We start from the raw sequence: 15,086 nt of genomic DNA, 5'->3' as shown, positions 1-15,086 counted from the left end.
GTCCGGAGGGCGGGCGCCAAACAGGTGGCGGGGTGGTGGACGAGAATATGATCGCAACGGCCGCAGGTGGTCTGTCGTCGGCGGAGACCTTCTGCGACGATCCAACCGGGCCACTCCCCGTGCCACAGGCGCGGCACCGTACCGGCGGTCCATACGCGCCGGGCCGGAGCGGCCCCGGCCCCGCGACCTGAGGACCCTCTCGTGACTTACGACGTCAGCGCCCTGCGCGCTCAGTTCCCCGCTCTCGGGGCCGGTATCGCGCACTTCGACGGCCCAGGCGGCACCCAGACCCCGACGCCCGTCATCGAGGCCATCGCGGGCGCCCTCGGCGGGCCCCTGTCGATCCGGGGTGCGGTCGCTCCCGGTGAGATCAACGCCGAGCGGATCGTGGGCAACTTCCGGTGCGCCATGGCCGATCTGCTGGGCGCGGACCCGGCCGGCATCGTCTTCGGCCGCAGCGCCACCCAGCTGACCTACGATCTCGCCCGCACCCTGGCCGGGCAGTGGAGGGCGGGCGACGAGGTGATCGTCTCCGGGCTCGACCACGACGCCAATATCCGGCCGTGGCTCCAGGCCGCGGAACGGGTCGGCGCGGTCGTCCGCTGGGCGGAGTTCGACCCGGCCACGGGTGAGCTGCCGCCGGCAGCCGTCGGCGCGCTGCTCACCCCCCGCACGCGACTGGTCGCCGTGACCGGCGCGTCCAACCTGATCGGGACCCGGCCCGACCTCCCGGCCATCGCGTCGCTCGTGCACGAAGCCGGCGCGCTGCTCCACGTCGACGCCGTCCACCTCGCCGCGCACGCCTCCATCGATGTACGCGACCTCGGCGCCGACTTCGTGGTCTGCTCCCCGTACAAGTTCTTCGGCCCCCACCACGGCGTGCTCGCTGCCGACCCCGCACTCCTCGCCACCCTGCGCCCGGACAAGCTGGCCCCGTCCAGCGACGCCGTCCCCGAGCGCTTCGAACTCGGCACCCTGCCGTACGAGGCGCTGGCCGGGACCACCGCGGCCGTGGACTTCATCGCCGGCCTCGGTCCCGGCCCACAGGGCAGCAGGCGGGACCGGCTCAGGTCGGCCTTCGCAGCGATCGAGACCCACGAGAACGCCCTCCGTGAAACCGCGGAGAACGGCCTTTACGCTCTCGACGGAGTGACCGCGTACTCACGGGCGGCACACAGGACACCCACGCTCCTGCTGACCTTCCGAGACCGCCCCGCCCTGGACGCCTACCACTTCCTCGGAGCGCTCGGCGTCCACGCGCCGGCGGGGTCCTTCTACGCACTCGAAGCCTCCCGGCACCTGGGCCTCGGGGACACCGGCGGTCTGCGCGTGGGACTGTCGCCCTACACCGACGCGGAGGACGTGGAACGGCTGGTCGACGGGCTGGCTGAGTTCCTGAAGAGCTGACCGACCGGCGACGACAACTCGGGCCCTCCCGGGGAACGGGCCGACGAGCGGAACCGCAGGGCCGCCGCCGTGTGTCCAAGATCCGGGGGTCAAGCCCCGGTGTCAGCAAGGTCCCCCATGATCCGGTGCGACTCTTCCTGTTGGTAATGCGGTCGTGCATACCCCCGCTCCGCGGGGACGAAGGTGACGGCTGGGACAGCGTCACCCTTCAAGTGGGAACATCCCCGCTACGGCGAGCAGATCCAACCATGGCATGTCTGGCAGAGTTGGAGGGGCTATCGGCCCAGGGAGGTGTTGATCTCCGCGTTGCGGGCGAGGAGGCGTTCGGGCTCGGCGCGAAGTGCCTCCTGGTGCGGGCCGCCCTCGTTGACGATCTCCAGGTTTTGGTCCTCGGCGACCTGGCGGGACATGTCGCGCACTTCGACCAGCGTGCCGACGAGCGGGCCGAGGGTGATGTAGTTGTGGGAGCCGGCGAAGCCGCCGCTGATGAGGATCACGCTGTCGCCGGGGCGGGGCTCGGAGTCCCGGCCGAACCGGGTGGCGAATCGTCCGGCCGTACCGGTACGGGGTGGCCGGCCGTCCCGGTCGCCCTGTGCGTCCCCGACCTGGATGCGCACGGAGACGGTGTCCGTGAACTCCGCGCTACCGTAGATCTCGATGGCCAGCTCGCAGACGCGGGCCTCGTCGCGGGCGTCGAACACCAAGGCCCCGCCGGACCACTGTCCGCCGATGCGCTTGGCCTCGTCGGGCCACTTGGGGTGGAAGGGGGACTGAACCCTGGTCTTGCCCGTCTCGGTGGTGACGCTGATGTCCATGTCTTCCAGACCGTTCTCGCCCGGGTGACAGCGACGACGGTCTCGATGATCACTGAGACCCAGATTCAGACTCGAGAAGCTGCGGCGACACTTCGAGACCGTCACCGGTGCGGTCGCCTTGCGCTGCGGCGATCGGCTGACACGGTGTGCAAACGTCTTGCAGGGGCGACGGGTGGACGAGACGGTGGGCGGTCTCGTGGCGGGCAGGCAGGCACGATGCGTCATGCTCGGTGGACGATCTCGTACAGGAGCCGGTGCTCACGAGCGACCCGATGCGTCACTTCACCTGGCGCCGGGACCGGCGGCACCGTCCTGGCCTGCAGTTTCTGACCAGCACCGGCCGGCACCACGGCGCGGAGGGCCTGGAGGAGAGCCGAGTGCTGCTGGCCCTGGACTTCGCCGGCGACGTGGTCGACGTCGTCTCGCAGCCGCTGAAGATCTCCTTCGCCACCTGCGGGAGGCGCCGCTCCCACACCCCTGACTACCTAGCGGTGACCCGCCGCGGCGTCTGGCTGATCGACGTATGGCCGGAGCCGTTGATCAAGGAATCGGACCAGGAGTCGTTCGCCGCGGCAGCCGTCGCCTGCGGCTGGCGCTAAGCGGTGGCTGCCCGTTGGCGCAAGCACGCCTTCGCAGGGCTGGACGCGATGGCGTCGCGGCGCCGGTTGAGGTCCGATCCGCTGGGGCTTCGGCCGGTGCTGCTCGCCGAGGCCGCGGGCGGGCGGAGGTTCGGTGAGCTCGCCGACCTCCTCCTGGCCGGCAAACGTGCCGAGGCCACCGCCTACCGGCGTGAACACCCCTCGTCCGTCAGCCAGGATGATGTCGGGCCGACGGACAGCTGACCTCGCACCAGAGTGCGCCGGACCACCCCTCGCGCATCCCGGGCCGCGTCAGCCGGGCCGGCGCAGCGACTGCTGACGGCTTTCACTCTTCCTCGGTGCAGGCGTCGCCGGCATTCTCCGGCCGCTGAAGGTTGGTCAGGAGCGTGGCAGAGATGTCGGCGAGCTGGTCCAGTTGCTCGGGCCTGAGGCAGTTGATGAACAGCTGGCGCACGTGCTCGCTGTGCTGGGGGGCCGCGTCGGTCAGCGCCTCCCGCCCCTTCTGCGTGAGGGTGACGTAGATGGCACGGGCCTCGCCGCTGTGACGTTCGACGAGACCGCGTTTGGACATGCGGGTGAGCTGGTGATGCATGCGGCTCTTCTCCCAGCCCATCATCGCGCCGAGGTGATAGGCGCGCAGGCGGCCGTCTTCGGCGCCGGAGATCACCGCGAGCACGGTGTAGTCCGCGGTTGAGAGTCCGCTGCATGCCTGCAGTTGCTGCTCGATCCGCCCGCGCAGGACCTCCTGCATCCGAAAGAAGGTCTGCCAGACCTGCACCTCGTGGTCGCCGAGCCCTTGCCGCTTTCGCTGCCGCTGTGTCACGAGGTCCAGCATACCGGACCGGGTTGACGTGTCACCTCACCTGGATCTACCTTCGGGATGACACATCAACTCGGTGGATTGCGAAGGTAGCTATGGACACCCAGCAGCACAGTGCGTCCCGAACCGTCACCCGGGTTCAGGACAAGCTGCACCTCGGCCCGGACGCCCAGGTCGACGACAAGAGCATGTGGTTCACCCCGACAGCCCCGGCGCTCACGGATCCGTTCCTCCTCCTCGCCGACGACCTGTTCTCGACGCCTGGTTTCGAGTGGCACCCGCATCGGGGTCTGGAGACGGTCACGCTGGTGCTCGACGGGGTGCTGGAACACGGCGACAGCATCGGGAACTTGGGCACGCTGGGCGCGGGGGACCTCCAATGGATGACCGCCGGCCGCGGGATCATCCACCGCGAACTCGCCTTCCGGAACGAGCGGGCCCACGTACTGCAACTGTGGGTCAACCTGCCGCCCGAGAAGAAGCTGGTCGACACCCGTTACCAGGACCTCCTCGCCTCCGATCGGCCGGTCATCGAGCGCGACGGCACCCGTATCGACCTCGTCTCCGGCAGCGCAGGCGGTCTGACCGGACCGGCGCTCAACAACTGGCCGATCTCCGGTTCGCTGATCACCCTGGAGCCCGGGCGGAGTCTCGATCATGTCGTGCCCGGCCGGGACCGGGCCTTCTTCTCCGTGCTCTCCGGCGCTGTGAACATCGCGGGACGCTCCGTGACCACGGGGCACACGGCATGGTCCGATCCCGTACCGGGCACTGAACTGTCCGTCATCGCCCTGCGCGCCACCCACGGCGACACCCCGAGTGTCGTCGTGACCTTCAGCGGACCGCCCATCCGACAGCCCGTCGCCATGGGCGGGTCCATGGTCATGAACACCCGGGCCGAGATCGAACAGGCCTTCAGCGACTTCCGGACCGGCAAGTTCGGGGCCGTCCCGCGCCAAGCCCGGCTCCAGTACCGCTGACCACGCCCCGTTTTCTTCATCAAGCAACAGCTCGCTCGACCGTGTGGCCGCCGACGAAGCCGCTGCCGCCGGTGACCAGTACCTTCGCGTTCTCGGGGTGGAGAGGGTTGTGCTCATGGTGCTCAGCCCCTCGGTGGGTGAAGTGTTCTCGCAGGCGCGTGATCTCTTCGACCGCGCAGTTCTCCGCGGGGAGTCCCCGCGGACACGGGCGTCCCACATGCCGGTCTTGTTCCGCAGGTACGCCAGGCGCAACTGGAGCTGTTCGATGTCGGCCGCCAGCTTTTCCGCCTGCGCGGCGAACAGGTCCCGCAGATCGCCCGCCGCGCATTCTCCGCGTGCGAGCAGGTCCAGGTAGCGGCGCATTCCGCTGACCGTCACCCCCGACGAACGGAGGCAGGACAGCGGTTTACGCGACGTCGCTCGGTTCGCTACCCGTCCTCAGCCCCGAAGCGACCATGGCGCGGTGCAGAAACATGTCGCGGTACCCCTGTGGCGACGTACCCAGGTGCCGGTGAAAGGCTGCGCGAACGGAAGCAGGGGCGCCGAGACCAGTTACTCGACCGATCCGTTCAATGGGGGTGTCCGTCGTCTCCAGCAGCTGCCGTGCCTTGTCGATTCTCGCGTCGACCAGCCAGGCCATGGGTGATGTCCCGGTCTCCTCCCGAAATCGCCGTAGCATCGTCCGTCGCGACATGTGAGCGCGTCGCGCCAGATCATCGACAGTGTGGGGACGCGCGAGATTGCCGAGCATCCACGTGCGCAGGGGTGCCAGGGATTCCCCCGAAGCTTCCGGCCGAAGTTGCTCGATGAACTGCGACTGACCACCGACTCGTTGCGGCGGGGCAACCAGTACCCGAGCACGGGTGTTGGCAGCCGTGGCGCCCTTGTCCACACGGATGAGATGTAGGCACAAATCCACGCCCGCGGTCACCCCTGCCGAGGTGAGGATGTCACCGTCGTCGACATAGAGCCGGTCCGGCTGTACATCGATCTTGGGGAACCGTCTCCTCAGTTGGTCAGCGTTCTGCCAGTGGGTGGTTGCCGGCCGTCCGTCGAGAAGCCCGGCCTCTGCCAGGACGAAGGCAGCCGTGCAAATAGACACGAGACGCGCTCCCCGGGCATGAGCGGCCCTCAGCGCATCGACTACCTGAACTGAAGGGCGGGCATCGACGTCTTCGTATCCTGGGATGATCACAGTATCCGCAATGGTCAAAGCTTCCAGACCCGAATCAGTGGTGATCATGTAGCCCGGGCCCAGTACCGGCCCGGCTTGATCATCGGCGCACACCACCAACTCGTACTGGGGCTCCATGCCAAAGATCTGTGTGGCTATCCCGAACTCGAGGGGCAGCACACCAGGAAGAACTAGCACGGCGACGGTATGCCGCGAGTCAAGCGTACGCATGGCACGATTGTAGCGGTGATTGGCATCCGGGCCACTTCTGGGCCCATGATGGGCGGTCATAAGCTCGCCCCATGAACGATGCACTTGCACTCCCCACCGGCCCTCTCGCCACTGCCGTTCTGTCGGAGGTCCGGTCCGTAGTACACCCCTCCCTGGTCAATCACTGCGTTCGAAGTTTCCTGTGGGCCCGCCTGTATGGAGAGCACCTCGGCGCACTCACCGACGCCGCCTACGACGAGGACCTCCTTTTCGCAGCGTGCGTAGCGCACGACCTGGGTACCAGCCCGCTCGCCCAGGGCAAACTCCGCTTCGAAGTGGAGGGCGCCGACCTGGCCGCTGGGCTGGTGACACGCCTGGGTGTCTCCGCAGCAGACGCTGACCGGGTGTGGGAAGCAATCGCCCTGCACACCTCGCCTCAGATCGCGGAGAAGCGAGGGCTGCTCACGGTGCTGGCCTATGAGGGCATCTACATCGACTTCGGCAAGAATGCGGATCTGGTATCCGAATGGGCCGAGCGCATCCACGACACCTACCCGCGTCTCAAGATGGCCCGGACTCTCACCGATATGGTTCTCGCGCACGCCGCATTGTCTGAGGACGCTGCACCTCGCTACGGCATTGCATGGGAACTGGTGCGCGAGCGCGCCGCCGATGGAATGACGTTCATGGAACGCGCCGTCGCGGAAGGTCCGTGGGGCGAGTAGACAAAGCTCGCAATCGAGGCGTGCGCCAATCCAACTCTACGCGCGCCCCCCGACGTTTCCGCCCCGACTACCCACGCGGCGAGGACCGATCGGGACGTCACCTCATTTGGTTAGGTAAGTTGCCGATTGTGACGAGGTCGTTGAGCGGCTGGTGCTGGACGAGTTGTGGGAACTGTCCCAGCGGGTGGCGCCAGAGGCAGTGTCGCGATCTCACGGCATGAGGGCTCACCGCCGCGTAGCGGAGTGAAGAGGCCCACGTGCGGGCCAAGCTCCGCCATCTGGTCTTCGATGAACTCGGCTTCCGCGACGAGCTGGACTGGGCGCGATGCGCGATCGACTCGGTGAACACGCGAGCCCGGAATGGGGATTTGACGGGTTCCGAAATTGGTAGATCGGGGCAGGTGCGGCTAGAAAATCCACTGGGTAACCGAGCGGGACGGTCTGCCTCCGTCCGCTGGAGTCTCAGCGGCGAAATCCACGGCAGCCAGGCCTTCAACCCTCCGGCGATGGATACATCGGCTCGGCATCGTGCACCGCATCGGCCGCAATGGGATCGAGACCTCGCATCGGGATGTCACCGACGGACTGCCGAGCGCAAGAGCCTAGAGCGCCGCATCACTGCAGCGGCATACCACCACAAAATATCTATCAAGGAACCTGAGAAAGTACCATGAGTTCCATCACGGAAAAATCGTCCCAGGTCACAGCACTAGCCGATCCGGCTGAGGCTCCATCAAGACTCGCCATGCCTGTGATCCTTCTGGCGGTATTCGTCCTTCCCATGGGAATCTCCGGGACCGCAGTGGCGCTTCCGCAGATTGCTTCAGATCTAGGATCCGGCCCTACACTCCTGCAGTGGGTGGTCAACGGATTCAACGCAGCATTCGCCATCTTCACTCTCGTCTGGGGCGTCCTCTCGGACCGCATCGGCTATAAGCGCACTTTCATAGCCGGCGCTGTTTTGATGGTGGCGGCGTCCATTGCCAGCGCGGCGGCGCCGAATATGGTCACTGTGGACGTCGCGCGAACCCTGGCAGGTGTCGCAGGCGCGGCAATATTCACAGGCTCGTCCGCGATCCTGTCAAACTCGCATACCAGCCCCGAAGCGAGGATGCGAAACTTTGCCGTCTTCGGCGCGACGATCGGCCTCGGTCTCGCTCTCGGACCCACCATCGCGGGCCTCATCGTCGGCTGGACGGGGTGGCGCGGGATCTTCCTTATTTACGGCGTCCTCGTAGGGGTTTCGTTTGCCCTGAGCAAAGCACTCCCTGATATTCGTCACGAGCGTGCTCAGGGTCAGAAAGTCATCGACTTCTCACTCCTGCGCAACTACCGCTTTTTGGCGATGATTCTGGTACCTGTGGCTGCCGCCATTGGCTTCGTTACGCTCATGACCTACCTGCCGGTCGCTCTGAGCGCCATACGCGGCATGAGTCCCGCACAGTCCGGCCTGTTCATGCTGCCTATGTCGATCCCGGTGTTCCTGGGACCGCTAATCGCTGGACGTCTTGCTAACTCGGCCCGCCGGGCCACCCCGATGACGATGATTTATGTCTCCCTAGTTTTCCTCGTCATCGGTGACATCGGAATGCTACTGCTTGACCCCCACAAGCCACTTGTCCTACTTGTACTGCCTATGATTCTTCTGGGCTTCTCTTTCGGCCTACCCATCGGGCTGGTCGACGGTGAGGCGCTCGGATCCGTTCCTCCGCAGAACAGCGGGACAGCGGCCGGTGTTCTGAACTTTCTACGCCTGGGGAGCGAGGCTGTCGTCATCGGCGCCTATTCAGCGGCGCTGACTTGGTTGATCAGACGCTCCATCACCGATCCAGACACCGCCAACGATGTAGCCGCAGGCACCACAGGCCATGCTGCCGTCTACGCGGACGCCTTCCATTGGGTGATGGCCGCCGCCACGGTTCTCTCTGCTCTCACCGCACTCGCGATCGCTCTGCTTCACCGCGCAGAGGTGCGGGGCGACCGCTGAGACCAAGCTGCGAGCATGTGACCCGATATCGATAGGTGCTGGTGGTGTTATGTCCGGCCCCCGTGGTCGGAGGTCCCGCCTGACATGTCGTTCGGGTGAATCACCCAGGGGCCTTGAAGGTCGGTCGCCGCGGATCTCGGGATCAGTCCGGAGACGCTGCGGAACTGGGTGCGGGCGGCTGGAGCGAGCCGTCCCCGGGGCCGCCGGACACCGGAACCGGCCCGGCCGCCGGCACCGCTGGAGGCGGAGAACGCGGCCCTGCGGAAGAAGGTCCGCGAGCTGGAGGAGGAGCGCGAGATCCTGCGGAAGGCCGCGAAGTATCTCGCCGGGGAGACACGCCGGTGAACCGCTTCCAGTGTGTCGCTGACCTCCAGCGCCGTTACGGCGTGAAGCGGCTGTGCGAGGTCCTCGGCATCGCCCGCTCGAGTTTCTACTACTGGCGCCGGACGGCTGTCGACCGGGCCGCCCGACAGGCCGACGACGCACGGCTGGCCGCCCGGATACGGTCCGTGCACCGCGAATCGGACGGCACCTACGGAGCCCCGAGGATCACCGCCGAGCTCCGCGAGGAAAGCGGTGAGGCGGTCAACCACAAGCGCATCGCCGGGATCATGCGGGCGTTCGGGATCGAAGGGGTTCGTCTGCGGCGCCGACATCGCACCACCGTCCCCGACCCCGCTGCGGCCAAGGCGCCCGACCTGATCGGCCGGGACTTCACCGCGGACGAGCCGAACACGAAGTACGTCGGTGACATCACCTACCTGCCCATCGAGGGCGGGAAGTTCCGCTGTCTGGCGACCGTCATCGACCTTGCCTCGCGTCGTCCGGTCGGCTGGGCGATCGCCGGCCACATGCGGACCAGCCTCGTCACCGACGCCCTGGCGGCTGCCGTCCGGACTCGCGGAAGCCTCTCCGGATCGATCATGCACACCGACCACGGAGCCCAGTACACCAGCCGGGCATTCGCCGAAGCCCGCAGGTCAGCAGGCGTCCGGCAGTCCATGAGCGCGGTCGGGTCCAGCGCGGACAACGCACTCGCCGAGTCGTCGACGCGACCTTCAAACGCGAGACCCTGCAAGGGCGAAAGAGCTGGAGCGACGAGCGCGACGCCCGACTCGACGCCCTCCGACGGCTCCACCGCCACAACACCCGCCGCCGACACTCCCACCTCGGACAACAATCACCGATCGCTTTCGAGAGCACCCTCCACCACACACCGACTACGCCGGCACAAGCTGCATAACCCGTGTCCACATTTCGGGGTCAAGGCCCGCGGCCCTCGAAGTGGTCCAGGCCCAGGCCGTGTTGGAGTTCGCGGTAGGCGTGTTCGATGCGCCAGCGCATCTTCGCCCACCGCACCAGGTCCGTGACCGGTGTGGTGGCCGGCAGGTCCGATATCCAGTAGTTCGTCGGGGCGTCCTGGCCGTCGGGCCATTCGACCCGGAGGGTCTGAGTGGGCAGGACGCCGTCCCACCGGTTGCGGCCGCCGCCTGCTTCCTGGCCCGCGGCCGGGGACTGCTTGGCCGCGGGCCGCACCGTCAGCACCGCGAACCGTGAGGCATCGCGCCTTTACTGCCCTGCCGCCAGGTCACCTCGGTGAACCGCTCCGCACCCGCCTCCGTGGCAAGGGTGGAGACGGCTGGCGGCGGGGTTCGGTAGCGGGGAAGCGTGGGCGGCCCGAGCCCGCCATAAGGGGGCCGGTGCGGCTCGACACCGTCCGGGTGGGCGACTTCCTTCCCGCTCAGGGCCAGGACATAGGACGGTTTGCGTTCTTGGAGACCGAGCCGGAAGGGGGTGCTGACGCCGTAGCCGGCGTCGGCGACCACGACCAGGGCTTTCAACTGCCCCTGGGCGAGTGTGTCCAGCAGGCCCAGTGCCAGACGCCACTTCTCCTGGTGCACCACGGCGTCGGGGACTTCTGCCCGGCGGCACCGGTCGGGCTCGTCCGTCCATTCACGGGGCAGATACAACTGCCACTCCAACGGGCACGACGCGCTGTCAGTGGCGGCATGGACACTGACCGCAACCTGGCAGTTCGCCCGCTTGCCGAGCGCTCCGCAGTACTGGCGGGCCACCCCGACCGACCCGGTGCCGCACTTGGGGAACGCTACGTCGTCGATCACCCACACCTCGGGCCGGACGACTGCGGTCAACTGCTCGGCGATCCGCGCTCTGACCGGCAGCGGATCCCACGGCGACTGATTCACGAACTACTGCAGGGCCTGCATGTTCCCGTCCGGCAGACGCTCGGCCATCACTGGATCGACTTGCGCCGCCCATCGAGCATCAGCCCTCGCAGATAACACTCACCCCCACCGCCGCTGGTCCTTCCGCAGCACCGAGACGAACACATCCGCCACGAACATCGCCAACGCCGCCCGTAATCGCTTCACTTCATACGCATCCACACACCCAAGATGCTCTTGATCAGCGACAACGAAAAGACCTAACGAAGCACTACTAGCCTCGATCGTTCATGAGTCCCAGGCAGCCTGCTGACGGGGACTCCGCGTTTGTGTGGTGCGGTATTTTCGGGGTTCGGCGCAGGCTGAGAGCCCGGCTTTCGCGTCGGGTGGGCGCCGGGTTCCACTTCACCGGTGCGGTGGTGCTGGTTGTCGGGTTGGTGAAGTGGCTGGTCAACCAGGGTTCGGCAGGGAGTGGAGCCTGACGATGGCTTGGCTGATGACGGTGGTCCACGGCCATCGTGCGGGAATACGGAGCCAGCGGCGGCAGCCGGTGGTGACCTGCTGGGCGGCGGTGGAGAACAGCCGCAGGCGGAGCTTCTTGGGTTCCCAGCGGCGGGCCTCGCCGGTCAGCGCGAGCATCGGCATCCAGGCGAGGAGGTCGAGCGCGAGGGAGATGATCTCCAGCCAGATCCGGTTCTGGGCGGTGTCGTGCAGGGGCAGGTTGCGCAGGCCGGTGGCGCGGGCGGCGCGGATACGGTCCTCGCAGCGGGACCCGTCTGCGGTGACGCAGTTCCAGGTCGGCGAGTTGGCCGCCCTTGGTGTTGGTCGCGAAGCAGGTGAGCCGGTTGCCGTCGATGTCGGTGAAGCGTAACTGGACGCCAGGGTGCGGGCGTTCCTTGCGGACGATCAGCCGCATCCCCTACGGCCAGGTGCTCAGGTCGGGCATGTCGGTGATCTCCGCGACCCACGCGCCGGGCCGCTCGGCGCGGTCGGAGTCGTAGGCCGGCGTCCACGCCTTCTTCGGGATCTTCAGCACGGCCTGGTGGATGGCGTCGGTGATGGTCATTCCGACGGAATACGACAGCCATCGCCCGCGCCGGGAGAGCCAGTCGAGGAAGGCGTGGGTGCCGCCGGCGGAGTCGGTACGGATCAGTGTCTGCTGTCCCCGCCGCAGGCGCTTCGGCAGTTGGGCCAGGGCGAGTTGGGTGGTTTCGATGTGGTCGGCGGCGGTGTTGGAGCCCGCGTTGCCGGGCCGCAGCAGGGCGGCCACCGGATCCCCGGAACCGGCCTGGCCGTGGTCGACAGACGCGACGAGCGGATGATGTCCGAAGGTCTTCTTCCAGGTCGCGGTGGCGTCCTGCTTCTCGGAGTGGGCGAGCACCAGCACCCCGTTGATGTCCACGGTCACCTGGCCGTCGGCGGCCGGACTGCTCGCACCGGCCAGCTCCCAGACCCGCCCGCGCACGTGGGAACGTGCGTCCCGGATCGCCGTGAGGGCCTTCGGACCGGACGCGGCGAGAGCATCGACGAGACGGGAGACCGTCGGATCGGAGGCCACCGGGCCGAACACCGCCGGCTCGGCCCGCAGCATGCCGATGTCGGCCAGGCAGTCGCCGCCGAGCGCGACGGCCAGGGCCACATCCAGCAGGATCTTGCCCGGATCGTGCACGGCCCGCGGCTTGCGCCAGGGCGCCAGCGCCGCCGATATCGCGGTGTCCAGGCCGGACTTGCGGACTGTTTCGTCAGCAGCACCGATCCGGCCAGCGAGACCACCCCACGGCCGCCGCCCTCGACACGGACACGCGGGTACGACCCGCTACGCTTCTTCACCTGGAGAGTGCTTCTTTCCTTGCAGCTGACAGGACCCTCGACAAGTCCCGTCGTTGCAGGTCAGCAGCACTCTCCACTTTTTTGATCAAGACTCGGACGGTTCCACTCGCGAAAGCGCGAGGCTAGGCCGTTTCCTTCGGATCATCTGATCGTGGTTGATGTGCGTCGTTAACTGACGCCCAGTGGGCACGCGTTGAGCCGCTGTTGCCGGACCAGGTGCCACGGCGGAAGCAGACACTGGACCTGCAGCCCGGTGCCCGGCTCGTCCTGCTCAGCGAGGGCGTGCTGGAACGCAACGCCAAGGCCCTGGACCTACCCGAGCTGATCGTCGACACGGGGACGCTGCATCCCACGGAAGCGGCCCGTGCTCTGATTGGCGCGGTCGTCGAGGCAGGCGAGGGTCACCTGAAAGACGACGCGACCGTCATCTGCTTCGACAGACACGGCACCAGCACATCCCGGCGCGACGCCGACACCGGTGCCACCCTCGCCGATGCCTCCGCACCGGTACTCCATCGGCGCTAGACGGCGGTGTTCAAAGAGATATCGCTGGTGATCCGCTTACCGGCCCCGATCTGCTCGACGGTGAACGTTCGAGCCAAAGCATCGACAGTCTCCGGACCGTGCTGGCCGACACGGTCGTGCCCCGGCGTCTTGGCGGCCAGGACGCCAGGTGTCCTGGGTCTCGGCGGACCCAGGACACAGGACGCTGTGGGGCCACGAGGGCCACGAGCGGGTCGTTCTCAGTCTTTGCCAAAGCCGATGAGGGTGCCGTCTGCTGCTGGAACGAACAGGCGGCCCTTGGCTGTTGCGATGCCGGGCACGGTGAAGCCGCGCCAGTCCTCCTCGGCGAGGATGTTCGACATGGGGTGGGGTGCTGGGAAGCGGCGGTAGGACCAGGCGACCTTCCCGGTCTTCTCGTTAAGGACGACCAGGCGGCCGTCGGCGTCATCGACGTAGACGAAGCCGTGCGCCACCATGCGTACCGTGGCGGCCTTCACGGAACTGCTGTACGTCCACGCTGCCTTGTAGGTGCTGGTGCTGAGAGCTTTGACCTTGCCGCGGTAAGCCACGTAGACGCGGCCGGGCCCGAAGGCCGGGGTAGCGTCCGCAGACAGTTTCCGCAGAACCTTGCCGGTTTTCTGGCTGTATGCGGTGACGGATTCATCGTCGGTGTCGCTGCTGCGCATCCAGGCTGCACCGGCCCCCAGGACGACGGGGTTGCCGTAGGCGCCAGAGACGTTGGGTACTTCGAAGCGGCGGAGTTCGGCACCGGTCTTGAGGTTGAGATGGTGCCATGCGATGCCGTCGAAGCCGATCCATACGCCGGATGCGTCCACGACCGTAGGGGCCCACGAGTACTCGGAGAGCGGGGCCGACCACACACGGGCCCCCGTGTCGGCGCGCAGGGCCAGGGCCGTGCCTCGCCCGTCCTGGAGGTAGAGGCTGCCGTCGTACCAGACGGGCGGGTACTGCATGGATGCCGTGTCGAGGGTCACGGACCACTTGCGGCGCCCGGTGGCCGGGTTCCATGCGGCGATCGTGCCGCGGGAGGTCTGCGTGTAGAGCAGGCCTCCGCCGTAGGAGACCCCGGCTTCGGTCTCGTTCTGCTCCAGTCGTACCGCCGGCCACAAGTCCTTACCGGTGGCTGCGTTGACTCCGATCAGCATCATGCGCGGGCCGCCTTCGGTGCCGTCGTCCGCGTTGACGACGGCATACACCTTGTCGCCCACTGCGACAGGTGCCGAGACGACGGTGCCGAAGTCACGCGACCACAGCTTCTTGAACGGTGGGGCCGCTGTCGCTCCGAAGACGCGGCTGTCGGCCCGGCCGTCTGCCCGGTAGCCGAGCGTCGCGTCCGTGCGCTCCGCCGCGGTGGCTGTGCGTCCCAGTAGGGGAGTTGCGGCTTGCGGCGAGCCGGTGAAGGTCAGCATCGTGACGGCTGTCAAGCAAATGACACCAAGTCTTCTGCCTGCAGCGCGGTTTGTTGTTGTCAACGCGAAGCTCTCCCCTGCTCTTCGGTCAATATCCAGGCGACCACGACCCTCTACCCCTGAAGAGGTTTCACACGCGGCACCGTCCCCGCAACAGAATGTCGGGCGCCGCCCCGACCTCGAAACGAACCACTCGGGCGCATATACACCAGGCTTCACCAGCCAGCCGTTTCGAGCTTCAGGGGATCACGACGTGCTCACGCTTTTCGACGACTCACTCGACGACATCGAGGATGCCGAAGGGGACGTCCACCAGGCCCTAGCTGTACTGACCCGGGAGGTTGTGGACGGGTGAGTCAGGTCTCGGTTCAGGGGTCTTGAACGGGTGAGGGCCTTCCGGTTCGGTGTGGATTGCGACG

Annotated in this window: 12 protein-coding genes and 3 pseudogenes; 9 read left to right on the top strand and 6 right to left on the bottom strand. The window is 67.1% G+C overall.

Translation table 11 applies throughout. The annotated features are described in order from the left end of the window. Positions 1–201: 201 nt before the first annotated feature. Complete coding sequence (locus tag ACFWN1_RS24435; RefSeq protein WP_384365738.1) at positions 202–1,407, top strand: cysteine desulfurase-like protein; 1,206 nt, start codon at positions 202–204, stop codon at positions 1,405–1,407. A gap of 275 nt (positions 1,408–1,682) precedes the next feature. Here the strand turns inward: ACFWN1_RS24435 and ACFWN1_RS24430 are convergent, their stop codons facing one another. Next, entirely contained in the window at positions 1,683–2,222 is a 540-nt protein-coding gene (locus ACFWN1_RS24430) for a hypothetical protein (RefSeq protein WP_384365735.1), read from the bottom strand. Positions 2,223–2,452: 230 nt separating this feature from the next. Between ACFWN1_RS24430 and ACFWN1_RS24425 the strand changes: the two genes are divergently transcribed. Next, complete coding sequence (locus tag ACFWN1_RS24425; RefSeq protein ID WP_384365732.1) at positions 2,453–2,821, top strand: hypothetical protein; 369 nt, start codon at positions 2,453–2,455, stop codon at positions 2,819–2,821. Between the two features lie 3 nt (positions 2,822–2,824). Further along, a complete protein-coding gene (locus ACFWN1_RS24420; RefSeq protein WP_384365729.1) occupies positions 2,825–3,064 on the top strand; it encodes a hypothetical protein in 240 nt (79 codons plus the stop codon). An 82-nt stretch (positions 3,065–3,146) separates the two neighbouring features. On the opposite strand, the gene ACFWN1_RS24415 is transcribed toward ACFWN1_RS24420, so the two are convergent. Further along, a complete protein-coding gene (locus ACFWN1_RS24415; RefSeq protein ID WP_384365726.1) occupies positions 3,147–3,644 on the bottom strand; it encodes a MarR family winged helix-turn-helix transcriptional regulator in 498 nt (165 codons plus the stop codon). A 92-nt stretch (positions 3,645–3,736) separates the two neighbouring features. Here ACFWN1_RS24415 and ACFWN1_RS24410 point away from each other — a divergent pair, with 92 nt between their 5' ends. Continuing rightward, positions 3,737–4,621: a pirin family protein gene (locus ACFWN1_RS24410; RefSeq protein WP_384365723.1), complete on the top strand. Its 885-nt coding sequence runs from the start codon at positions 3,737–3,739 to the stop codon at positions 4,619–4,621. A 406-nt stretch (positions 4,622–5,027) separates the two neighbouring features. Here ACFWN1_RS24410 and ACFWN1_RS24405 read toward each other — a convergent pair whose 3' ends face one another. After that, complete coding sequence (locus ACFWN1_RS24405; RefSeq protein ID WP_384365720.1) at positions 5,028–6,026, bottom strand: GlxA family transcriptional regulator; 999 nt, start codon at positions 6,024–6,026, stop codon at positions 5,028–5,030. Between the two features lie 71 nt (positions 6,027–6,097). On the opposite strand from ACFWN1_RS24405, the gene ACFWN1_RS24400 reads away from it, so the two are divergent. The 4 genes and pseudogenes from ACFWN1_RS24400 to ACFWN1_RS24385 all read left to right on the top strand — a co-directional run bounded on the left by ACFWN1_RS24400 (position 6,098) and on the right by ACFWN1_RS24385 (position 10,087). Next, the gene (locus ACFWN1_RS24400) at positions 6,098–6,730 is read left to right on the top strand and encodes an HD domain-containing protein (protein ID WP_384365717.1); all 633 of its coding nucleotides are present in this window, start codon (positions 6,098–6,100) and stop codon (positions 6,728–6,730) included. A 670-nt stretch (positions 6,731–7,400) separates the two neighbouring features. Next, positions 7,401–8,717, top strand: coding sequence for an MFS transporter (locus ACFWN1_RS24395; protein WP_384365714.1), 1,317 nt, complete (start codon positions 7,401–7,403; stop codon positions 8,715–8,717). Positions 8,718–8,849: 132 nt separating this feature from the next. After that, a pseudogene (locus ACFWN1_RS24390) lies at positions 8,850–9,062 on the top strand (transposase); the annotation flags it as partial. After that, positions 9,059–10,087, top strand: a complete 1,029-nt coding sequence (locus tag ACFWN1_RS24385; protein WP_384365711.1) for an IS3 family transposase — start codon at positions 9,059–9,061, stop codon at positions 10,085–10,087. The pseudogene ACFWN1_RS24390 and the gene ACFWN1_RS24385, both read left to right, overlap by 4 nt. On the opposite strand, the pseudogene ACFWN1_RS24380 reads toward ACFWN1_RS24385, so the two are convergent. Both ACFWN1_RS24380 and ACFWN1_RS24375 read right to left on the bottom strand, forming a co-directional pair. Then, a pseudogene (locus tag ACFWN1_RS24380) lies at positions 9,990–11,125 on the bottom strand (IS701 family transposase); the annotation flags it as partial. The gene ACFWN1_RS24385 and the pseudogene ACFWN1_RS24380 sit on opposite strands and share 98 nt — an antisense overlap. 228 nt (positions 11,126–11,353) lie before the next feature. Further along, positions 11,354–12,733 (bottom strand): annotated as a pseudogene (locus tag ACFWN1_RS24375) (IS1380 family transposase). Between the two features lie 204 nt (positions 12,734–12,937). Here ACFWN1_RS24375 and ACFWN1_RS24370 point away from each other — a divergent pair. Beyond that, positions 12,938–13,258 (top strand): SpoIIE family protein phosphatase, encoded by a 321-nt coding sequence (locus tag ACFWN1_RS24370; RefSeq protein WP_384365708.1) that lies wholly within the window; start codon positions 12,938–12,940, stop codon positions 13,256–13,258. A 218-nt stretch (positions 13,259–13,476) separates the two neighbouring features. Here ACFWN1_RS24370 and ACFWN1_RS24365 read toward each other — a convergent pair whose 3' ends face one another. After that, positions 13,477–14,682, bottom strand: a complete 1,206-nt coding sequence (locus tag ACFWN1_RS24365; RefSeq protein ID WP_384365706.1) for a PQQ-binding-like beta-propeller repeat protein — start codon at positions 14,680–14,682, stop codon at positions 13,477–13,479. Between the last annotated feature and the right edge of the window lie 404 nt (positions 14,683–15,086).

This window comes from Streptomyces sp. NPDC058459, from assembly GCF_042721685.1.
In the GTDB taxonomy this organism is placed as follows: domain Bacteria; phylum Actinomycetota; class Actinomycetes; order Streptomycetales; family Streptomycetaceae; genus Streptomyces.
This window is presented reverse-complemented; position numbering and strand designations above follow the sequence as displayed.